Source organism: Alteromonas sp. AMM-1 (assembly GCF_047290655.1).
In the GTDB taxonomy this organism is placed as follows: Bacteria; Pseudomonadota; Gammaproteobacteria; order Enterobacterales; family Alteromonadaceae; genus Alteromonas; species Alteromonas mangrovi.
The window spans coordinates 12412-35351 of sequence record NZ_JBLBUE010000027.1; the positions used below are offsets into that span (position 1 = coordinate 12412).

The 22940-nt window shown below is 47.9% G+C and carries 17 protein-coding genes and 1 pseudogene; 7 read left to right on the forward strand and 11 right to left on the reverse strand.

Features of this window, described 5'->3' with window-relative positions; all coding sequences use genetic code 11:
• Positions 1-94: 94 nt before the first annotated feature.
• The 5 genes from ACLR2L_RS07465 to ACLR2L_RS07485 all read right to left on the reverse strand — a co-directional run bounded on the left by ACLR2L_RS07465 (position 95) and on the right by ACLR2L_RS07485 (position 5654).
• Positions 95-664 (reverse strand): hypothetical protein, encoded by a 570-nt coding sequence (locus ACLR2L_RS07465; protein ID WP_413367012.1) that lies wholly within the window; start codon positions 662-664, stop codon positions 95-97.
• Positions 657-1145, reverse strand: coding sequence for an RNA polymerase sigma factor (locus tag ACLR2L_RS07470; RefSeq protein WP_413367014.1), 489 nt, complete (start codon positions 1143-1145; stop codon positions 657-659). The genes ACLR2L_RS07465 and ACLR2L_RS07470 overlap by 8 nt, the downstream gene beginning before the upstream one ends.
• Positions 1146-1153: 8 nt before the next feature.
• A complete protein-coding gene (locus ACLR2L_RS07475; RefSeq protein ID WP_413367016.1) occupies positions 1154-1918 on the reverse strand; it encodes a hypothetical protein in 765 nt (254 codons plus the stop codon).
• A gap of 150 nt (positions 1919-2068) precedes the next feature.
• The gene (locus ACLR2L_RS07480; protein WP_413367018.1) at positions 2069-3310 is read right to left on the reverse strand and encodes a dipeptidase; all 1242 of its coding nucleotides are present in this window, start codon (positions 3308-3310) and stop codon (positions 2069-2071) included.
• Between the two features lies 1 nt (position 3311).
• Positions 3312-5654: a TonB-dependent receptor gene (locus tag ACLR2L_RS07485; protein ID WP_413367020.1), complete on the reverse strand. Its 2343-nt coding sequence runs from the start codon at positions 5652-5654 to the stop codon at positions 3312-3314.
• 412 nt (positions 5655-6066) lie between these two features.
• Between ACLR2L_RS07485 and ACLR2L_RS07490 the strand changes: the two genes are divergently transcribed.
• The 5 genes from ACLR2L_RS07490 to nhaC all read left to right on the forward strand — a co-directional run bounded on the left by ACLR2L_RS07490 (position 6067) and on the right by nhaC (position 12478).
• Positions 6067-6489, forward strand: a complete 423-nt coding sequence (locus ACLR2L_RS07490; protein ID WP_413367022.1) for a hypothetical protein — start codon at positions 6067-6069, stop codon at positions 6487-6489.
• Between the two features lie 27 nt (positions 6490-6516).
• The gene (locus tag ACLR2L_RS07495; RefSeq protein ID WP_413367024.1) at positions 6517-7683 is read left to right on the forward strand and encodes an aminotransferase class I/II-fold pyridoxal phosphate-dependent enzyme; all 1167 of its coding nucleotides are present in this window, start codon (positions 6517-6519) and stop codon (positions 7681-7683) included.
• Between the two features lie 97 nt (positions 7684-7780).
• Positions 7781-9643, forward strand: a complete 1863-nt coding sequence (locus ACLR2L_RS07500) for a DUF885 domain-containing protein (protein WP_413367026.1) — start codon at positions 7781-7783, stop codon at positions 9641-9643.
• Between the two features lie 212 nt (positions 9644-9855).
• The gene (locus ACLR2L_RS07505) at positions 9856-11034 is read left to right on the forward strand and encodes a trans-sulfuration enzyme family protein (protein WP_413367028.1); all 1179 of its coding nucleotides are present in this window, start codon (positions 9856-9858) and stop codon (positions 11032-11034) included.
• Positions 11024-12478, forward strand: coding sequence for a Na+/H+ antiporter NhaC (gene nhaC / locus ACLR2L_RS07510; RefSeq protein WP_413367030.1), 1455 nt, complete (start codon positions 11024-11026; stop codon positions 12476-12478). The genes ACLR2L_RS07505 and nhaC overlap by 11 nt, the downstream gene beginning before the upstream one ends.
• Here the strand turns inward: nhaC and ACLR2L_RS07515 are convergent.
• The 4 genes from ACLR2L_RS07515 to ACLR2L_RS07530 all read right to left on the reverse strand — a co-directional run bounded on the left by ACLR2L_RS07515 (position 12455) and on the right by ACLR2L_RS07530 (position 18547).
• Positions 12455-13813 carry an alginate export family protein gene (locus tag ACLR2L_RS07515; RefSeq protein ID WP_413367032.1) on the reverse strand — a complete coding sequence of 453 codons (1359 nt, stop codon included), beginning with the start codon at positions 13811-13813 and terminating at the stop codon, positions 12455-12457. The genes nhaC and ACLR2L_RS07515 overlap by 24 nt on opposite strands.
• 50 nt (positions 13814-13863) lie before the next feature.
• On the reverse strand, positions 13864-15507 hold the full coding sequence (locus ACLR2L_RS07520; RefSeq protein WP_413367034.1) for a methyl-accepting chemotaxis protein: 1644 nt from the start codon (positions 15505-15507) through the stop codon (positions 13864-13866).
• Positions 15508-15663: 156 nt separating this feature from the next.
• On the reverse strand, positions 15664-17034 hold the full coding sequence (gene ccoG, locus ACLR2L_RS07525; protein WP_413367036.1) for a cytochrome c oxidase accessory protein CcoG: 1371 nt from the start codon (positions 17032-17034) through the stop codon (positions 15664-15666).
• A gap of 103 nt (positions 17035-17137) precedes the next feature.
• Positions 17138-18547, reverse strand: coding sequence for a PLP-dependent aminotransferase family protein (locus ACLR2L_RS07530; protein ID WP_413367038.1), 1410 nt, complete (start codon positions 18545-18547; stop codon positions 17138-17140).
• A gap of 187 nt (positions 18548-18734) precedes the next feature.
• Between ACLR2L_RS07530 and ACLR2L_RS07535 the strand changes: the two genes are divergently transcribed.
• Positions 18735-20636, forward strand: coding sequence for a putative bifunctional diguanylate cyclase/phosphodiesterase (locus tag ACLR2L_RS07535; protein ID WP_413367040.1), 1902 nt, complete (start codon positions 18735-18737; stop codon positions 20634-20636).
• A 49-nt stretch (positions 20637-20685) separates the two neighbouring features.
• Here ACLR2L_RS07535 and ACLR2L_RS07540 read toward each other — a convergent pair whose 3' ends face one another.
• Positions 20686-20958: a hypothetical protein gene (locus ACLR2L_RS07540; RefSeq protein ID WP_413367043.1), complete on the reverse strand. Its 273-nt coding sequence runs from the start codon at positions 20956-20958 to the stop codon at positions 20686-20688.
• Positions 20959-21504: 546 nt separating this feature from the next.
• Here ACLR2L_RS07540 and ACLR2L_RS07545 point away from each other — a divergent pair.
• Entirely contained in the window at positions 21505-22794 is a 1290-nt protein-coding gene (locus tag ACLR2L_RS07545) for a tyrosine-type recombinase/integrase (protein WP_413367046.1), read from the forward strand.
• A gap of 42 nt (positions 22795-22836) precedes the next feature.
• On the opposite strand, the pseudogene ACLR2L_RS07550 reads toward ACLR2L_RS07545, so the two are convergent.
• Positions 22837-22940, reverse strand: a pseudogene (locus ACLR2L_RS07550) (IS30 family transposase); the annotation flags it as partial.

Below are 22940 nucleotides of genomic sequence, written 5' to 3' on the forward strand. Positions count from 1 at the left end.
CAAATACCTTGCCAAGTTTTTATTAGTTAGAAAAGAGGCGGCTTTGCTCTGCAAAAAGCTTCACCGCCACTAACTCCGACGACGCAGGGCTTACTCACTCTTCTGAGGGTGAATAAAGCGCTGCGATCGTCTTTAACTGCTCAGGCAGCTGACGCTTTACCATGCTATATCTCACCCAGGTTGCGACAACTATCGCCAACTGAACAACGGGCAATACATACCACATTGATTGATCGTCTCCGCCGAGCCAGAACCAGGCACAGACGCCGGAAAACAGACTCCAAAGCACGGTAATCCCGACTGCAGAGACTCGCCAATAAGTGACTTTATTGGTTAGTTGACGCTTTTTCTCTGCCAGTAATACAGCCACCGATTGCGAGTCTGCTTCGGATTTCTGCTTTCTTAACAGGAAAGACCATAGCGAAAATGCAAACGGAACAGGAACGACTGCTGCCAGTAACATGCCTGACAATGCACTGCTGGTTAAAAATATAGCCGTGTACAACACAAATATACTAACCGCGATGCCCGAAAGAAGATCAACCCAGGCTTTTTGTGTTTCTTTTCTATGGGTTGCTTTTACGTCGTTAAGCAGTGCCGTTGTATCCACCTTCGGTGTTTGTTGCTGATAGGCGGCCTGCCATTGTTCAAACTGATTATCCATTGTTATTGCTGCCCAATAGTTGTTCCAGTAACGTTCTTGCCCGCCCGGCGCGTTTAGTTACCGCGGCTTCAGATGCACCCAGCACACTGGCGATTTCGCCGTAGGTAAACCCCTCAAGTTGCATGGTAATTACCTGCCGCAGTGGCAGCGACAAACGATTAATGGCCGACATTAAATCCCGACTCTTTTCCTGGTTATCACTGTTTTGGCTAATTAACATGCCGTCGGACAATTCCACGTTTTCAGTCTGGTTACTGGCTTTTATAACGTAATCAACACAGCGGTTGTGGGCTACTTTTGCTACAAAGGTTTTTACGCTGGCATCGCCTCGAAACGAGGCACAGGCACGCCATACCGCTAAGCTGATTTCCTGTAACAGATCCTGTTGCAGATGTTTGTCATTTTCGTATGAAGAGGCGATACGCGCCAGCATGGGCGCGTATTCCTTAACTACCTCGTCGCGTTGAGCTTCGGTCAGCACATCTATCCTTAACTAGCTGAATTATTGTTATTTTTAGTTTGCGTATCTTCGCTAATCAAATAGTTAAAGGCAACCACATTCACACAGAACAGTAGCGGGCCAACTAGGATGGCGCTCAGTACGAAGGTGTAAGGCACACTGAACATCAGCGCCATATTCAGCAGCATTAACAGCGACAGTGGTTTGATTGCTCGGATCGCCAGTTTCATGCCTTCTAACGTGGCCGTTTTCAGTGATGCCTGTTTAATCAGCACATAAGCCGGGATAAAGCTCATCAGTAAACCCAGTGGTGCCGAAGCCATCAGTACACTTGCTACGTGAATACGGCTAAAGTTCGTCATATCCTGATACAACACCAGGTCGACGCCCGGTGCGCCAAACGCCAATGCCCCGAAGACAACCTGCGAAGCAAAGGGCAGCATCATTAACATGCCCAGCGCGGGCAAATATCGATATCCACTGAATTGCTTCAGGCTACGCAGGCTGAATTTTCCGTTTTGCAGCACATGCCAGGTCAGCGGCCACAGCAGCGTTATTACGCCAGCCGATAACCACTTAGATGCAAACATGCCATAAGGCGCCGGCAATCCTTGTACGAGCCCGCCGATAATCATCAGCACCAGTGATGTCAGCGTAAGACTAATCGGTGCGTTTCGATAAACACGAGCGCCTTGCGTCAGCCATTCCCGAAGCACAATAAATGCAGAGTTGGCATTGTTAGTTTGTTTCGCAGTGGTAACGTTGCTTGAAGTGGTGTTGGTTAGGGTTGTCATGCATCTCTCCTTTTAAGTCAGTTACCCCTATAGTCGAGAGGCACGACAAAACCCTGACATTTATTTTTTATTTTTTTAGCGCAATGAAAAAGGCACGCCAAATGACGTGCCCTGCTTGCTATGTTTACGGAGATACACAAGCTAAAACTGTTACTCTTTTGTCGTTTCCTTCAGGCTTTTTGCGTAGTCCTGCGCCTGTTGCAATAAGCGCAGTGCGTTGTTGCCCCAGATGTCGGCCAAATCTTCTTTGCTATAGCCTTCGGCCAGCAAACGCGCGGTGATTTTAGGCAGTGCGGCTACATCCATCATGGTTTCAACACCGCCGCCACCATCCCAGTCCGCGCCTACACCTGTGTGTTTAGGGCCCGCCACTTTCAGTATGTGAAGGAAGTGTTCCATGTAGTCTTCAAAGGTGGCTTTTACGGCCGGGTGTTCCATTTCAATCTGCTTGCGCTGCGCTTTAAATGCTGCCACTTGTTCCGGCGTCATGTCAGACATTCGGCCCATTTGTTTCATCAACACACCAAAGGCTTTACTACGCTCTGGATCACTAGGCAGTTCTTTTAGGTATGAACTGTAAGCATTTACGTGAATCACCCCGCCACTTGCCACCAGCTTTTTTAGCAAGGCATCGTCAACGTTTCGCGGATGGTCGTACACAGCTTTAGTACCGGAATGAGAAAGAATAACCGGCGTTTTCGACAGTTCAATCATGTCCTCCAGCAGCGCGTCAGAGGAATGTGAACCATCCAGTATAATGCCAAGCTCGTTGGCTTTTTTTACCAGGGCCTCTCCGAGCGGCGATAAGCCGTCGAATTGTGGCCCATCCGGATCGGTGGAGCTGTCGCCAAACTGGTTATTTTTAAAATGGACTGGCCCAACCATACGCAGTCCCATTTTATAAAACGTTTCCAGCAAGCTTAAGTCTTCACCGAGCGGATAAGCATTCTCCATACTGACATAGACAATCTTCTTGCCGTCAGCCACAATTTTTTCTGCATCTTCTGGTTTGGTTGCCAGCGCAAAAGTATCGGAATTCGCCGCCACCATGTTGTGAATAGCCATTGCGCGCAGCAATGCAGTATCACGGGCAGACTTGAATCCGTCTTCGGTAACCGGCCCTTGAGGGGTATAGATCACCCAAAAGCCCCCATCCAGCCCACCTTCATTCATGCGTGGTACGTCGACCTGTGAAAAATCACTGTCGTAAGTATGCGCATGCATTATGTCGAATCCTGGCTGCACCAGCAGCGCAGGGGTATCCAGATGCGTATCCATCACCACCAGCTCTTCATGCATGGCGTGACTGGTTCGTTGATCGATAGCGGAGAATGCGGGGCTGCTTAACACAGCCACCGCACCTGCACACACACTTATTGCAAACTTGTTCATGTTAAAAATCTACCGTCAACGTTGCCTGGAAAGTACGCGGACTTAACGGGCGGCCAAATGAAGAGCCTGTGAAGCCAAACGACATCACCTGCTTGTCAAATACGTTGTCGATGTTAAAACGCAAACGCATGTTTTCTGGCATACCAAAACTGTTTGGTCCGCCAATATCCACATACGCCTGAGTGACCACGTAGCTCTTCAGCTCATATGTTTCGTTGAAGTCGGTAAAACGGGTATCGGTATATTTTGCAGAGAAGTTAGCCACCAGCCATTCAGTCGGCTCGTAAGTTACGCCACCTGTTGCAAGCCATTCCGGGCTGTCTGGCAACTGACTGCCTGCCGGGTTGCTACCGAATCCGTCCACCAGTGTCGCTTTCTTATAGGACACGTTGGCATTGAAATACAGTTCGCGCTCGAACATCGCTGGCTGGAATACACCGCTGAATTCAATACCGTAGGCCTTCGATGCCCCTGCGTTGACATAAAACGTTTCTGGCTGGCCAGTTGCGGGGTTCAATACACTGCTGGCAATCAAGCGATTGTCGAATCGAGTGTAAAACACGGCTACTGCACCGTTGTAATTTTCGCGGTTGGTACGGTAACCAAACTCAATGTTATCCGACTCTTCACCCTTAGGTGCGTCTGCGGCAAAACCAATGGCGTTGTCAAAAATGTCATCAGTGCCCGCAGGTAAGGCATAATTCTGAGCGATTGAGGCAAATAACTGATCCGTATCGTTTAAGCGGTAAACGGCCCCAACCATAGGCAGGAAGTTATTGGTGTATTCAGCTTCAACATGCTGTGGTCCGTACCCTTCTTCACCATCGATCTCGTAATCTTCGTAATCGCGATAGCCATCCAAAGAGTAATCAATTGAAAGTGATTTCATACCCACTTCCAAAATCAGATCATCATCCAACAGGCTAATAGTGTCCTTCAGGTACAATTGAGTAGTATCACGCACCGCAGTGTAATCTCTGCGGTAATACACCACTTCGTCCCAAATAACATCACCATCGGCGCTGCCACCAGTTTTGTTCAAGCGGGCCTGTGTACGGTTATAGGTGTCTTGCTCTACCCAGCCACCAAACTCCACTTTATGATCGCCCAGATGCCAGCTTAACCCGGCAACTAATCCCTCGCGCTCGCCACCAACGTTTGATAACCCATATTGCACACCGCGCGGATGTACAACGTTCAGTCCGGCAGCAGCCTGATCCTGGTAAATAGCTAATGAGTTTGCATAGCCGTCTGGTGATACACCGTAGCCGTCTTTATCTTCGTAATATGCTGTAGCGGTTAATTGGATATCTTCTGACAGGTAAGTACCAAAACCCAGCGAGTAGAGTTTGTCATCCCGAATATTTATGCGGTCTTCATAATAGGATGTACAGTTTGAGCCGGTGAAAACAGGAGTGAAATCACTGTCATCTATCGTACTGTCGCCATTAAAATCGTAGACACCTTCTTTAGCGTCAATACACCCTTCCGGAATCGTACTTTGATATCCGTAATAATAATTGCTGGCAAACGTAGCGGCCGAAGCTGAAGGAGAGTCGTAATCAAAGAAGTCGTTCGACACCATGGTCGCCTGAATATAGCTATCACCAAACTCATACAGGGCTTTGGCCTCGATATGTTCACGGTCAATTGTGCCAGGTCCACGCCACAGATCACTGTCGGTTTTTGAACGGCTAACGTAAGCACGGAAGCCATTAATGTCACCCGTTTCCAGTTTTACAAAAGTACGCTGCAGGTCAAAATCACCCAAGGTAACCGCAACCATGCCGCCCATTTCTTTAGATGGCTTCACTGTGTTATAGGACGCTATTGGGCCGAGTGAAGAATAACTGGGTTCCGATACATCGCCCGCACCGGGTGATGCCACCACTGACCCCAGGTTTTCGTTATCTACATAGCGGAAAATTGGACTGCCACCAAAGGCGTCAGAACGCCCCATCGGAATGCCATCCAGTACAAACCCCATCTGACTTAACTGAAAGGCCCTCACCTGTACGGAGTTACCAAATTCATAAAGCCCTAGTGCGCCATCGGTTTGCACGTTGAATCCTGGCAGACTTTCCAGCATTTTCAGCCCGGAAATACCAGAAGGCGCAGATAGCAATTCTTCTCGCGTTACGGCAATGGTATTGGTTGCTTCATCGGTACCGATAGCGACGTCAGTTTGCGAAACACGTCGCCCAACTACCACAATTTTCTCTTCAGCCGTGGACGCTTCAGTATCGGTAGATTGCGCATTTGCTTGCACAGATAATAAAAGCTGACCAATAACACCAGCCAATACAGTTAACGAAAACGATTTGGTTTTTGCTTGCTTCATCATAATTTATTCAGGTCTCAGTCATAGTCCGGGGAGAACCCTGTTTGTTGTAAGCCGCGACTTCCTTGGGCGGTAATGCCAGAAATGAATCAAGGTCTGTACCAATCGTTTCCACTACCCCCCCGTTTTGGGATGAATAAACCACGCACATCGGCGATCTACATATTTAATATCGTATACTTTCTATAAGATACAAAATCTTTACATTTTGTTTTCATTGCGTTTTTTAACTATGCACAGCTGTGGTGAACACAAATCACACAACGCACCAATATTAACCAAAAGTATAAACAGTGCGACACGTTACTCTCCATTGCTACAGACTCAGACATATTCCCAATAAGTCTTTGCGAATTACTCGGGTTTATTCGTATAGTGAGCGTGTTAGCACACTTCGTTCACAGGAATAAAAACAATGACAAAAATGACGACAGGCACAAAAATTTTTGCGTGGATCATGGTGGTTTGGAATGCGTTGGGGGTGATGGCATTTGTAAGCCAGCTACTGTTAACACCAGAAATGATTGCGTTGTTGCCAGAAGCGCAACAAGAAGCCTATAACAACATTCCTCTCTGGTCTTATGTTGCTTACGCTCTGGCCGTATTTGGCGGCTTGCTTGGCACTTTAATGCTGGCTTTGGGTAAAAAGCTGGCATTTCCCTTATTAGTTATTTCCCTGGTTGGCGTTTTGGTTCAGCAGTTTTATAACTTTGTCATTATTGATTCTATTGCTTTATTAGGGCCCAGTGTTGTGATCCTGCCTTCCCTGGTAGTAGTGATAGCGATTATTCTGGTGATGGTCAGCAAGCGCGGCACTAAAGCCGGTTGGCTGAAATAGCCGTAATCATTATTTGAGTAAGTACACATGCAATATTCCAACAGGGCGAATGCTATCGCCCCGTTTTTTGCTATGGCATTTGGAGAAAAGGCCACAGCATTAGAAAGTCAGGGTCGTTCTGTTATTCGACTCAATATTGGTGAGCCCGATTTCGGCGCCCCACCGGCCGTGCAACAAGCTATGCAACAAGCGGTAGCCAACAATAACCTGCCTTACACTGGCGCATTGGGCGACAGGCGACTGCGAGAAGCCATAGCTGAGTTTTATTACACGCAGCATCAGATTCGTCTTAACCCCAATCGGGTGGTGGTAACAGCAGGCGCCTCGGCGGCGCTGTTGTTAACCTGTGCTGCACTGATTAATCCCGGTGACGAAGTGTTAATGGGTGATCCGTCTTATCCGTGTAACCGCCAGTTTGTAAAAACCTTTGGTGGCGACGTTAATTTGGTACCCACGGGCGCGAGCAGTCAGTTTCAGTTAAATAGCAAGCTGGTTTCGGATAACTGGAATGCCAACACTAAAGCTCTGATGATTGCTACGCCTTCCAATCCAACCGGCACGGCGGTAACACTGGATGAGCTGGACAAGATGTGCGCGTTTGCCAAAGCGCGAAACGCCTGGCGGATAATCGACGAAATCTACCTGGATTTAAGCGATCACGCTCCAGGACCCGCAAAAAGTGTGCTCGCGGTGGATGATGGCGCCATTGTGATCAACAGTTTTTCAAAGTTCTTCGGTATGACAGGTTGGCGTTTAGGCTGGATGGTCGTGCCGGAGGACATGGTTGAAGTAATCGAACGATTGGCTCAAAACCTGTATATCTGCCCTTCTACCCCAGCGCAGTTGGCAGCCCTTGCTTGCTTTACACCCGACACGTTAGCGCTATGTGAAGCGCGAAGACAATCATTACTCACCCGACGCAATATCGTACTGGCCGGGTTGGAAAAGGCCGGACTTTGCGTGCCCGTTGCGCCTTCTGGCGCATTCTATGTGTATATCGATGTGAGCAGCACCGGTTTAACCGCCATGACATTCTGTGAACAATTGCTGAGTGAAACGGGCGTAGCGCTTACACCGGGTAATGATTTTGGCAACAGTGACGCCGACCGCTATGTTCGCTTGTCTTATGCAACGTCTGAACAGATCCTGCATGAAGGGTTAAAACGTATTCAGGCGTTTACGGCGGCGCGATAAATCAGACATAACAGGTAACATTTAAAATTTGAATCTCAGTAAGCCTCGCGGTTTACTGTAGTAATAACTATAAGCACCGAACCAGGGAACAATAACAATGAAACGACTATTTCTTTTAAGCACGCTCGCGCTGGCCATTACAGCCTGCTCCGAGGCCCCTGCTCCAAATGCGGGCACTGCGGCCCCCACCGCAGCTGAGCAACAACAGCAAAGTGAATCAGAGCGACTGAATGCCTGGTTTGATGCCAAATACGAGGAACAATTGCAGTTTTCTCCACTAATGATGACCCGTTTGGGTCGCAAGGATTTGTACGACCAAATCGACGACATGTCGGAACAAGCGCAAGAAAAAGTGCTGGCCTGGCAAGCCGCTTCGGTTGAAGAATTAAAGAGCAACTTCGACTACAGCAAACTGGATGAGTCGGCCAAGATTTCCTATGACCTGTGGGTGTATCAGTACGACGTGGCCAAAGTTATGCAGCCATTCAGCCGCCGCGGCTACGTGCTTACGCAAATGAACGGCGCGCAATCCATGTTGCCTACGCTGCTAATCAACTACCACAAAGTGGAAGAAAGCAGCGACATGGACGCCTATATCTCGCGTTTGAATGGTGTAGGCAGAGCCGTTGAGCAGCTTACCACGCAGGTAGCGATTAATGCCGATGAAGGCGTAAAAGCGCCTTACTTTGCTTACGAAGGCGTAATTGACCAAAGCAAGAAAGTGATTTCCGGCCAGCCATTTGATGCCGACAGCGACACCGATTCTGCACTGTTTGCCGACGCGAAAAAGAAGATTGCAGCACTGCAGGAAAGTGGTGCAATTGATGAAGAACAAGCTGCCGACTATACCGAACAGGCTAAGCAAGCCTTGCTGAACAGTGTACTACCCGCATACGGTAAACTGATCACCTGGTTTGAGAACGACTTACCCAATATCCCTCGTGATGCAAAAGGGGCTTGGGCCCTGCCAGACGGCAAGGCGTTCTATAACGCCATGCTGTTTATGCGTACCACTACCGATTTAACTGCCGATGAAATTCACAATATTGGCTTAAGCGAAGTAGCGCGTTTGCTGGCAGAAATGGAGAAGGTGAAAAACGAAGTGGGCTTCGACGGCACACTGAGTGAATTCTTCACTTACATTAAGTCTGACGTAACGGATGAGCGTTTTTATTACCCCAACACCGACGAAGGTCGCCAGGGTTACATCGACGATACCACCGTGTACTTAGACAACATCAAAGCGAAATTGCCCGAATTTTTCGGCATCCTGCCTAAAGCTGATCTGGTAGTAAAACGCGTTGAACCGTATCGCGAACAAGCCGGTGCGCCTCAGCATTACTTCCCGGGTTCGCCAGACGGCAGCACGCCGGGTACCTACTACGCGCACCTGCTGGACATGACTTCCATGCCCAAAAATGAAATGGAAGCCATTGCATATCACGAAGGCAATCCCGGTCACCACATGCAGATCTCGATTGCACAGGAACTGGAAGGCGTACCAAGATTCCGCACCACTTCGTTCTTTAACAGCTATGTGGAAGGCTGGGCGTTATATGCTGAAACCGTTGCCAAAGAAATGGGGGGTTATCAAAACCCGACTTCTGAATTTGGCCGGTTGGTCTCCGAGATGTGGCGTGCAATTCGTTTAGTTGTTGATACCGGCATTCACTCAAAAGGCTGGACCGAAGAACAAGCTATTCAGTACTTCCGCGATAACTCACCGGTATCTGAAGGACAAATTCTGGCAGAAGTACGCCGCTATATTGTATGGCCAGGACAGGCTACCTCCTACAAAATCGGTATGCTGAAAATTCTGGACCTTCGCGCTAAAGCGGAAGCAGCACTGGGCGACAAGTTTGATATTCGCGCCTTCCACGATGTTATTCTGGGCAATGGTGCAGTACCTCTGAATATATTGGAGCGCATGGTAGACGATTGGATCGCGTCACAAAAATAAAAAGCAACACTCAACAGTAACTCAGGCCGAAAGGCCTGGCTAATCATCATGCGGATTAGTGCAAAAGCCGATGTCACGTCAGTTTCATCGGCTTTTTTATTAGGGCTGTTGACCTTTGATTCACCCCATTCTTTTTTTCAGCATTGCCATTCACTCGATGTTCGCGCTAAGGTGACAAAAAACAACCAAAATACATAGCGCGACGACTGAACATGAAACTATCCTCTCAGGATTTAGATATTTGCTGCGGCCATCAAAAAAACATAACGGCTGAAGCCCCAACGGGCAGCCAGCCCATTTCCACGCCAATTCACCAAACCTCACTGTTCTCGTTTAATCGTTTTGAAGATTTGGCGAATGGGTTAGCCAACGAATTTACCACGCCGGTATACAGCCGGGGCCGAAATCCGTCAATGACCAGCGTAGAGCAAAAGCTGGCAGCGCTGGAGCAGGGCGAAGCCTGTAAGTTGTTTGCATCGGGTATGGGGGCAATTAGTGCGGCAATTAGCGCTGTGGTGAGCCAGGGCGATCATATTCTGTTTGTCAATCAGGTGTACGGGCCAACCATTCAACTTGCCACCCAACTTGCGCGCTTCGGTGTTAGCTTTACGTGTGTGCCATCAGGCAATGTAACCGAAGCTGAACTCGCTATTCAGCCCAATACCAAGCTGATTTGGTTTGAAAGCCCTGGCACCATGACCTTTACTCAACTGGATATCAAAGCACTGGTCGCCGTTGCAAAGGCAAGAGGTATTCTTACCGGTATTGATAACACCTGGGCCACCCCACTACTACAAAAACCCATTACGATGGGTGTGGATATCGTGGCGCACTCACTTACCAAGTACATTGGGGGCCACAGCGACGTAGTAGCCGGCGCCCTCATTACCCGGGCAGCCTTGTTAAAAGAGATATTCTTTAAAACCTTTTTATTAAACGGGGCCGCCATTGGTCCCATGGATGCTTATTTAATTGAGCGCGGTTTGCGTACCCTGCCGGTAAGGCTTGCGCAGCACGAAGCGAATGGTCTGGCCGTAGCGCGATATTTAGAAGGCCACGCAGCCGTAGACTGCGTATTTCACCCCGCCATGAATCCGGCTCCATCTGTGCCTGACAACCAGATGCTGGGATACACCGGGCTCTTCAGCTTCAGCCTAAAAAAGGCCGACTACAACACAGTGGTAACCGTACTCAATGCGCTTCAGCACTTCAGAATGGGGGTAAGCTGGGGTGGGTTTGAAAGCCTGGCTATTTCGCCACAACGTCCAGACAACGCACAGGCATTAGCCGCCTCGGGTTTGCCCCAGGGCTTGATCCGACTGTCGGTGGGATTGGAGTCAGTGGATACCCTCATTCAAGATCTGCAACAGGCGCTTATCCATGCACAGTAATGCTGTAAATAGATTAATGCCCTTGTGGATAGCTGTGCTGCCGCTTTTCACACTGCTGTGCGTGTTCATTGGAGGCGCGTTGTTTACAGAGCTGGGTGGTAACCTTGTTGTGGTAGCCATATTACTTTCCGCAGTCGTTGCCGGTTTGATTGGTTATGCACGTGGGATTAAATGGCAGTCTATGGAGAAGGCTGCGGTAGATAAATTTGCTGACGTATTCCCGGTTGTCCTCATATTACTGTCTATTGGCGGGCTGATTGGCAGTTGGATGCTAAGCGGCACCATTCCCTTATTTGTATGGCTGGGCATCGCACTAATCGACCTGCAGTTTATTTATGTTTCGGCCTTTATCGCTGCGTCGGTAATGAGCCTGTTCACCGGTTCGTCGTGGGCATCGGCGGGCACAATTGGTGTTGCACTCATGGGGCTGGCAACGGTAATGGATGCGTCCTTACCGATTACCGCGGGCGCAGTAATTTCTGGCGCGTATTTTGGCGATAAGATGTCGCCACTTTCTGATTCCACCAATATTAGCGCCATTGCGGCTAAGGCCGACTTATACGAGCATATTCGGCACATGATCTACACCGCCCTTCCGTCGTTTATGATCGCCTTGGTGGTTTTCGCTGTTATCCCAGCCAATCAGGCAAGTGATTCAATTAATGCGCAACACGCCACCCAAGCCATGCAAATAATGATTGAACACGTGTTTTTACCCGCGTGGTGGCAAATGCTCCCGCCGCTACTGATCATGGTTGCCATTGTGAAAAAATGGCCTCCGGTGGTGGGGATTACGCTGTCTACCCTACTGGCGCTTCTTCTGGCAGTAGGTCTGCAACCGTTTAGTGTTGCCGATGCCGTTAATGCCTATTTGCATGGTTTTACACTGGATATGCTACCGGCTTCCCAGCAACATGACGCCACAACTAATACTGCATTTGTAAAGCTGGTAGTGCGTGGCGGGCTTTATTCAATGGTTGGTACTCTGGTGGTAATCATTGCGGCATTTTTACTGGCTGGTGCCATGCAAGCAACCGGTGCGCTAAATGTCATCATTCAAAGTATGTTAAAAGCAGTAAAAGGCACGTTCAGCTTGGTCGCCAGTACCTTAGTAAGTGGTGTTACCTTGCTGTCACTTACCAGTCACGGCGGAGTAAGCAGCTTGATCATCGGTAACCTGTATCAGCCTGCCTACACGAAGCACAATCTGGCCAACGTGAACTTATCCCGCAGTATTGAAGATTCGGTCACCTTGCTGGATCCACTGCTTCCGTGGACAGTATCAGGGCTGTTTATGGCTACCACGCTGGGCGTGGCAACCATCGACTATTTGCCCTGGGCGCTTTTTTGCCTTGGCGGCCCGCTGTTTTCTTTGCTTTGGGCCGCATTGGCAACGCGCAGTGGCTTTGGGATCCGGCGCTTAAAACTGCAAACGGAATCCTGAATACACATAAGCGGTGTCGTCCGGATAATTACCCTGAGCCAAAGCATCGCCTTTAAACATGTAGGCACTGCCAAATTCCAGGCGCAGAGGTTTGGTGATTTGATGGCGCCAGCGCATTTCTAACTGGTGCCCCAAAAAGCTATCACTACCGGTAGGTGTTTTTTGGTACCAGAAAGCGCGGTAATGCAACATCAAATTGTCTTTACCGGTAAATTTACTCACCATGCGTGCTCCAATACCCAATAAGTTCTGGCGAGGGAATGAGCGATACACTTCGGTGGGGCCATAGTCGAATCGTCTTACCCCGTAAAGCCCGTCAAAGCCGTTACTTTTGTTATCGGTACTGTTGTTATCACCACTTATCCAATCCAACACAGCGCTGAGTGACGTTTTTGAGTCGATCATTTTTCCTAAGGAGGCGTAGAGCAACCACGCTTGGTGATCAAGATCTTTTAAATCACTGTTAGACGTTGTTTGACGTTGTGTTCCTGTTTGCAACGCTAACTCCACATCAGTTAGCCATTCACTGCCTTTAGGACTGGTATATTGCGCACTAACGGTTAATAGCTGGCGGTTACGTGTGCGCAGCTCCTGACTATCGTCTTCATTTAACCAATAGCTTTGTAAATGCCAGGTTTTGTCGTCAGACTCCGCATATAAACCGTAGAACAACCGCTCCGATTCAGTCTTATCAAAAGCCCTGTCGTTATTATCAACACTGGCGGCATCTGATGGCAATCGCGATACCGGGTGCAAATAAAAGCCCCTTACCGACCAGTCGCGCCAGTGCCAGTCGGTAATGAGTCCGTCGAAGGAATTGAGTGCATTGCGGAAGTACCCACTACCTAATAACCGCCGGCTACCGTGGTCCAATACAAACCGGCCGACACTGGTTTTGGTCATCCGAAGTTCTGCGCTACTGCTGTCGCCATCGCCTAACCAGCCTACATTGAATTGAACAGGCTCCAACGTGTTCACCTGAGAACGTCCCAGAGTTGGATCGTCATTATCCAGATAGACTCTGGAATCAGCAAATGCACCCACCAACTGAATATTCGACCAGGTTACACTGCCTTTTAACTCAAATTTGGAAGACAGCCGCTGGTTGTGCTGATGAAATGAGGGGGACGTTGTCGGAAACAGCGGGTTAACCAGATTTTCAAAACGCAGGTTCCATTCGCCAGACCACTCATATTTAGGGCTCTCGGCAGCGTTAACGGTAACCGAAGTACTGAGAAGCAATGACGCCAGCGCTGCACCAGCCAAGCGCTTAGCAGCTGCACTGCGTCTGTCACAGCCGGTTTCCCGGCTGCGAAAAGAATTCAATGGGTTCATATTGGTATCCTGAAGAAAAGTGTGCGTTCAAAGTGAAAAGGCGTGGCACATCAGGTTTTAAACCGGCCAATCTTCTGATTCAGTCGCTGAACTGTATCGTTTACGCTGTCTGAGATTTTACCGCTGCTTTCCACTGTTTTGAGGTTCTGCTGGCCTAATGCGTGCAACGAAGACACATTGGCATTGATTTCACCCACTACCTGACGTTGTTCGTCTGAGGCTGTGGCAATCTGATAAATAATTTCATTGGCCTGGTTTACTGCCTGGCTCACCTGATCAAACGCGCTGACCAACTGACTCGATACGGTGACTACTGATTCTACCTCATTCGAGCCGCGCTCAATGGCGTTAACCGCATCATTCACACTGTGCTCTAAGCGGCCAAGCATTTCGTTAATATTTTGCGTAGATTGTTGCGTTCTGCTAGCCAGCGTTCGTACCTCGTCGGCGACCACCGCAAAGCCTCGACCCTGCTCACCGGCGCGCGCTGCTTCAATGGCTGCGTTGAGTGCCAGTAAGTTGGTTTGCTCAGCAATACCACGTATTACATCTAACACGGCAATAATATTTTGCGACTCTTTTGCCAGGCTGCTGATCACGCCCTTGGCGTTTGAAATGGAGTCTGAAAGATTCTGTACATTTTTAACCGAATCACTTACAACGCGTTTAGAGGTCAGGCTGACTTCTGAAGCCACTTTCATATTTTCAGACGCTTGCTGGCTGTTTCCGGCATTGTCGTTTACGGCATGACTTAACTGGTTTACCGCTGTTGCAATTTGATTGAGGTTTTCGTTTTGCTGATGGAACACATCAGACACTGTTGTAGACGATTGCTTTAACTTCGATGCCGCCTGATTCAGACTGGTTGAGTCTTCCTGCACCAGTTGAATTAATTGCTGCAGGTTTTGCATAAACAAATTAAACGCCCTGGCGATCTCAGCCAGTTCATCCTTACCTTTAGCGTCCAAACGACTGCGTAAATCACCATCCCCTTGACTGATGTCACGCATGACTACAATCAGGTTATCCAGCCGATCGGTAATCAATCGGGGGCCATACACCATCGAGCCAACACATATGAATAACGTAAACACCGTGGCCACAGCCAGGATGGTTTGATAAAACGCTGCGTCGTCACTCATACTTGCTGTCAGCGCGTCAGCTTTGTTTTTTACCGCTTCTCCAAGCACATCGTAATGGCTTCGCAGTTGGCTAAAACTACTTGCCACTTCTGCATCTCGCAGCGCAACCGCTTCGCTTACTTTATTGGCTTGCACCAATCCAACCAAACGCTTGGAAGAGGCATACCAAGCATCGAAGTCGGATTTGAACGATGCGATTTGCCTCGATACCGCCGGATCATCTTCAATTACAGGTTTAGCCTGGTTCATTCGATCCAATGCTTGCTTTGCGTTTTCTTCAAAATCACTGATTTGAGAGGAAATACTAAGCGACCCCTGGCTGGCAGTAACAATCATGTCTTGCAGCGCCGTGTAGGCCTGATACAGATCTCGGTCTGCGTTCAGGGTTAAACTCACCGAATTCATATAACGCGTCGAAATATCCCGGGCTTCCGATGATAAATTCGACAGCGCAATGCCACTGATAGTGGCTACGGTTAAAAACAGTGCTGATATCACCACCAGAGGGAAAGAAAATTTAACGCGTACTTTGTATTGACTGAAATCAGTCATGTTGTCGCCCCTTAGCTGCAGGCACGAGTTGGTTAATCAAAGTGTTACACAGAATTTTTGATTTGCAATTCAAAACACGCAAGTTTAACTAAAGTGTAAGAGAAATAGCCTTCAAAACAACCAAAGGACAATTTCAACCAATTGAAAAGCAAATAATTATTTATCGCCATCCGGATAAATAAATACCCCTTCTTTTTGTGTGGTCGTACCATCATTCTGATTGGAAATAATCCAGTCAAAATGCTGGCGACTCCCCTCCGTTGTAACATTGGTTGAAACAGTGATTGCCACTTCGCGTTTTTCACCCGGCTTCACGGCTTCAATAACCGTGTCAGATATCCGCGCAGACTCCAGCCCAAGAAGAGACAAATGATAGGTTGTTGTGCGCTCAGATTTATTCAGCACGTTTATGCGAAACGAGTTTTCAATATCTCCTGAGTAATGCTCTCTGTACAGTTGTTGGCGATCCCGGGCAATGTTGATTTCAAAATCCATTCTGGTTGCGGCCCATGCCCACATACCAAGCAGCATCACCGCAATTGCAGCCCCATACAACAACAGTGCAATGTTCCAAGATTTCACTGGCTTTAGCGCAGTAAAGCTAATCAGATCAGGCGCATAATGGAATTTGTTCATGACCTGATTGCAAGCATCAACACACAATCCGCAGTTTATGCATTCATATTGCAGGCCGTTGCGAATATCGATACCCACCGGACAAACCTGCACACATAAGGAACAATCCACGCAATCGCCTAATGCAAAATTGTTACTGCCGCGTTTTCTTGGCCCTCTGCTTTCGCCGCGTTGATGATCGTAAGTGACCAGCTTAGTGCTGGCATCAAACATTACCGACTGAAAGCGCGCGTATGGACACATGTGCTGGCACATTTTATCTCTTATCCAGCCAGCGTTGACATACGTGCAGAGTGCAAAAAAAGCCACCCATCCGGGTATCAGTAACGGAGCAGACAAGGTCAGCATATCAATATACAGCTGTCTGGCAGGATAAAAATAAGACATAAACACCAAGGCAGTAACACTTGCAGCAAGCCCCCACACAAGGTGTTTTGCCGCTTTTACAGCTACTTTTCTTGCGCTCCATGGCTGTTTGTCGAGTAACCGGCTTTGGTTCGCCGAACCTTCAATACGCCGCTCAACCCAGTTGAACATCAGTGTCCAAACCGTTTGTGGGCAGGTAAATCCGCACCATATCCGGCCGTACTTCTTGGTCACAAAAAACAGCACAAATGCGGCAAGCGAAAAAAGTAGTACAAAGATCATTAAATCCTGTGGGTACAACACCCAGGAAAACACCCGAAGGGTTTGGGCGCCTACGTCAAACAAAATTGCTTGCTTGCCATGCCAGGAAATCCAGGGAAGACCAACGAATAGCGCCATTAACAGCATATTTAACCCGCGCCTGATACGTTGAAAGTACCCTTGCTGTTCACGGATATATACCTTGCTTTGCGCCACTGGTACTTTAAAGATAATCGCGCTGTTATCGGGAATATGTAAACTCATTGGTATGTATGCCACCCTGTAGCTGTTAGTCGGGCGGATTGTAGAAGGTTAGATTAAAGAGAAAAGATACAGATGGGATCGGAAAACATAGAACAGATATAAACTAAATCTGTTCTAAGTAATGGATTATTTTACGCGTTAACCTGTTCAGCAGTTGCAATCGGGCCGGCGTGAGTTCAAATGACGCATTGATACGTAAACAATGACTGTACTCGCCATGCAACGAAAACAACCTGCCAGGAGCAAGTGTAATGTGCAACGCCAGCGCCATATGGTAAATAGCGAGCGTATCCACCTGCGGGGAAAACTCAACCCACAGGAAATATCCCCCGGATGAATGATGCACTTTAGCGAAACTTCCCCAGTGCCCTCTAAGATATTCATACATTGCCTTTTTGCGCTGTCTCAAAGCACTGCGAAGCTGATGCAAATGTTTCTCGTAATTTCTGGTTTCCAAATAATCCACCAGCGCCATTTGTATAGGCACGCTGGTAGAAATGGTACTCATTAACTGCTGTTTTTGAATTGCTTTTGCATGCTCTCCCGCTGCGACCCAACCAATGCGAAAGCCGGCTACCAGGGATTTGGAAAATGATGAACACAACAAACTATTTCCGTTTTTACAAAAGTGCTTAATAGGTAATAGCGGCTGACCGCTACTATACAACTCCGCGTATACATCATCTTCAATGAGTGCAACACGGTACTTTGCCAGCAGATCAGCGAGTGCCTGCCGGGTGTAGTCTGTCATGCTGTAACCCACTGGATTCTGAAAATTAGACATCAGCCAGCACGCTCGTACCGGTTTATTCTGCAAGGCGCGTTCTACTGCTGCCAGATTGATCCCCTTATCGGGCGTCACCTCAACACTCACAGCGCGCAGCCCCAAACGCTCTAGGGCTTGCATCGCTCCGTAGAACGCCGGCGATTCAATTAACACCCAGTCTCCGGGCTTGGTGACTACCTGCAGACTCAGGCTAAGTGCTTCCAATGCTCCGGCCGTAATGACTATTTCATCGGGTGAAACATGCAGCCCCCGAGCAGCATATCGTTGGGCAATTAACTGGCGAAGTTCCCGGTTACCAGGCGGTAAGTTGTCCAATGCGCTGGTAACCGTTGTTTGTTTAGCGGCGGCGGTAAGTGATTTGGTAAGCTGGTGTCGTGGATACAAAGCCGGGTCGGGATAAGCAAAACCTAAGCTAAACATGTGAGGGTCGCGCGAGGCTTGTAGAACATCAAACACAAAGTCGTTAACGCTAACCGATTCAGCCGACTGCATAACACCCGTGGTACTGGCAACTTCAACTGAGTCGGCAACCCGGTACCCCGAACGTTGCACAGCACTTAATACCCCTTGGCTTTCCAGTAACTGGTAGGCATGCAGCACGGTCATGAGGCTATAACCGGTAAGCGACGATTGTTTGCGAAGAGAAGGCAGCTTTTCACCGGGCTGCCAGATGCCCTGTTTGATTTGAGAAGCCAACTTGTCGGCCAATTGTTCGTACTTAGCCATACTGAATACCCCGTAACCAGCAAAGTTGGTATAACAGTAACACTTTAAATCTGTTATGAGTATTTGCTTTGAACAGTGACCAGCGTTTAACTACCAGTAACCCGCCACTGCAGAGCAATGCCAATTCGTGTAGAGAGGGTTACCACTTGGTGCTATAGTGACAACACAGCATAAACAGGCCCCATACATGAATAATAACAATAAGGTAGACACGGGTGTTGAGCTGAATTCTGCCAGCTCATTCGCGCAGGTTCGCCGACATCGGTTATTACAAATTTGCGGCGTAAGCGCAGTGGGTTTACTCGCTTCGGTGCTTATCTCGCGTGGGATTGCGTTTACCATATTCTCAGTTGGACTCTTATCTTTACTGATTGCATTTTTGCTGGCCTACAAACACAAAATCCAGGCCTCTTCCTTTGTATTACTCAGCTCTATGTCGGCTATGTTATTTGCGCTGGCCCTGGTAGGCGCGGGGTTGTTTGATATTGCCATTATTGGTTATCCCTGCTTGCTGATATTTGCGGCCATTTTGGGCGGAGTGGGGTTATTCAGCACGCTGCTGTCTCTCACTATTGTGCAGTGCTCTGTACTGGTTTGGCTTAATCTGGAGGGCTATGTAGTACCCAGCACTCCCCGATTAAGCTGGGAGCACCTGATTTTTGTACAGGTGATTTTTATTATTACTGGCTTTAGTGTGTATATACTGGTTCGCGACATCAAACAGCTCATGATCTCGCTACAGGAAGAAAATGAGAAAGTGGAGCTCAGCAGAGCGCAAATTCAGCATCTGGCGCATCACGATCCGTTAACCCGCTTACCTAACCGTTTACATGGTGAATTACTGTTTCAGCGCCTGTTGAGCCAGTGCAAACAAAACAACACTGAACTGGCAGTATTATTTCTAGATCTGGATAATTTCAAACCGGTGAATGACGCACTGGGCCATGTTGCCGGCGATATTCTGCTGGAGGAACTGGCCCAGCGATTAAGTGAATTACTCACCGACGGCCAGCACTTAATCCGATTTGGTGGCGACGAGTTTTTGGTGCTTGTCCCCTATTCCGGTGATTGCCAGAATAACGGCACGCTGAATGGATTTATCAATACATTACTGAATGAATGCGCCAGGGAGTTTGACGTTCAGCAAAATCGCATTATCGTGTCGTCATCTATTGGTGTAGCTGTTGCTCCCAGAGATGGTGAGCACTTCAAAGAACTTTGTCGCAAAGCCGATATTGCTATGTATCAGGCCAAAAACAATGGCCGCAATACGTTTAGCTACTACTCCCCTGAACAGGATGCCCACAGCGAAGAACGCTTTACACTACTTCAAAAATTGCGCAATGCGGTTAACACTCACGCGTTTACACTGAATTACCAGCCCATAATAGACCTGCGAACCGGCAACGTGGTATCAGTTGAGGCCCTGCTGCGTTGGCCGCAACCGGATGGCAGTATGATTGGCCCAGATAAATTTATTCCACTGGCCGAGAGTGCAGGCATAATAAATGTCCTCGGTAATTGGGTAATTCAACAAGCCTGTGCGTTTTGCGCAAATCAACGTAAAAACGGGTTTCCCGAACTGCGTATTGCCGTGAACATATCGGCGCTGCAGTTCAATGACGGGAAGCTAAAACACAATGTGGAAAAAGCGTTAAGACGTGCTGATCTGCCTCCAGATGCGCTCGAGCTAGAACTGACCGAATCGCTGTTTATTAATGAGTCCACCAATATTCTGTCTCAGCTTTCAGATCTCACCGATATAGGTGTAACTATTGCAATTGATGATTTTGGCACTGGGTACTCTAATCTGGCGTATTTACGCCGCTTTCACGCCTGCACGCTCAAAATTGATCGCTCGTTTATCCACCCTCTCACCAGCGACGACAACGACGTGCCTCTGGTCCAGGCCATGATTACCATGGCATCAAGCCTGGGTATGCATACCGTTGCCGAAGGCATCGAAGACAAAGCCACACTGGCACTTTTAGTCGAAATGGGATGTGGATTCGGCCAGGGTTATCACTGGTCAAAACCATTGTGTGAGGATGAAATCAACGAGCGACTGTGTTCGCTGGCCCGTGAGTGAGTTTTGGTTTTAACAGAAGAAACCCGCTTTTAGTCCGCAGACATTATAATTACTCGCTCTGATTGGCCTGGACAGTATAAAAATAATCAGCGTGCTTTTTCATAAATGCGAGGTCGTCGGGTGAATAGTTACCTATATAGGCCCAGGTCGCTGTCGCCTCCTTGTCTGTTGCCTCCCTCACTATCGCCACAACACCATCACTATCCGTAATTTGGATTTTTTTGGTTGACAGGTCAATGTCCACGTTACCACGAGCCAGACGCAATGTAGATGAAGGCAAATTGGTGTCGTCGCCAATACATACCAGCAATCCTTCAGGCACATTGCAAAAAGGTTACTCGGTAATCATCATGGATAAATTCCAAGGTTGCGGCTTCCCAACCAAATGCGTTGATTGCGTCATTAACCCGGCCTCCTGTGCTATATAACATCAATTATATCCTTTCGACTTATTGAATAGTTTTCGAGCCTAATTAATTTATTCAAGCCAAGTAAGTGGGTACTTTGATCCATACTCGGGATCGCAACTCACGGTTACCGGCAGGGATATGCTCTTTCATTTTTCTTAAACAGAAACAAAAAACCCCGAACATTGCTGTTCAGGGCTTCTGTATGATGGTGCCTCGACCCGGGATCGCAACTCACGGTTACCGGCAGGGATATGCTCTTTCATTTTTCTTGAACTGAAACAAAAAACCCCGAACATCGCTGTTCAGGGTTTCTGTATAATGGTGCCTCGACCCGGGATCGAACCAGGGACACGCGGATTTTCAATGTATTTCAATGTTTTAATTGGTTGTTTTAGTTAGTTTTTTATTTTCTTTGCAAATTCTTTGCATAAGCTGGCATTTCATGATCTACTATGAGCATGGCAAAGCTAATCGAAAGACATGACATAAACGACGAACTGTATATCTTCAAGCAGGATAACAGTGAACGTTGGTATGCGCGTTTTATACTGACAAATCATAAAAAATGGTTGTGTAAGTCAACCAAGAAGAAAGACAAGGACGAGGCCATTGCAATGGCACATCGTATCTTTCTTGACCATCAAATAAGACATGAAAACAACAGTCTCGTACAGAGCAAACGGTTTAAAGATGTTGCTGACCGTGTCATCGAAAAGCTCGAAGAGCAGCTTGAACATGGTGGTGGGAAGCGCACTTACAAAGACTATATTCGAGCATTAGAAAACTATCACATCCCCTACTTCGCTCGCACGTTTGTCACTTCTATAGACCAAGAAGCAATAACGAAATTCGTTGAATGGCGCAAAAGGAAAATGAGTAAGCCGCCCGCTTCATCTACTCTTCAAACTCATAATTCGGCATTGAATCTTGTATTCAAGGAAGCTATTGAACAGAAATGGATGATAGCAGCTCAAGTTCCAGTGCTGTCGTCAAAAGGTGAAGCCGGTACACGCCGTGCTGCTTTCTCAGAAGAAGAATACGAAGCAGTACTTGAAGAAATCTACGAAGGCGAACGAAACGCCCACAGTGAAAAAACCAGACAGATTCGAGAGCTACTTTATGACTACTGCGAAATAGCTGTTAATACTGGTATCAGGCCCGGTACGGAAATGGAGAATATTACATGGAAAGATATAGAGATTAAAACTCAGGGTGCCAAGGCCCAATTCTTCATCAATGTAACCAAAGGCAAAACCACAAAGTATACAGGTACGCGAAAAGTGGTCTGTAAGCGGGATGTCATAGGCGCATTAATTCGACTGCGTGAGCGTTTCCCGTTGCGCACGCCAAACCAAAAAATATTCTTACTGGCAAACGGTGAAGCTACGCCACAACTGGGCAAAGCATTTGAGAAAGCACTACAAAGTTCTGGACTAAAAGATTCGCCCAGAGGACCCAGAACGCTTTATTCACTGAGGCACACTTATATTACTTGGCAGCTACTAGCCGGAACCAGCATGGACGTTATCGCGCGTCAGTGCGGTACAAGTGCAGCCATGATTGAGCAGCATTACAGCCATGTTAAACCTGAAATGTTTGCAGATGCTTTATCTGGTGTTACTTTTGATCAAGAAAAGCCGCAGCCTAAATCTAAGAATAGACTCGCTATTGATGCCAAAAATATGGAACGCGATGAAAAACAGTTCAAGGAATGGGCAGCTGAGTATAAGACACGTGGGTGTATTTAATTGAATCCCGAATTCAACTGCGAAGTGCGACACTCGTCAATATCAAGCAGCCAATGCCATTTCTTTAAATACAATCGCTGGCTGCTTGAAGCCTAAACACTTTCTTGGTCGATAATTTATTCGCGATAGAGCGAATTCAATATCGC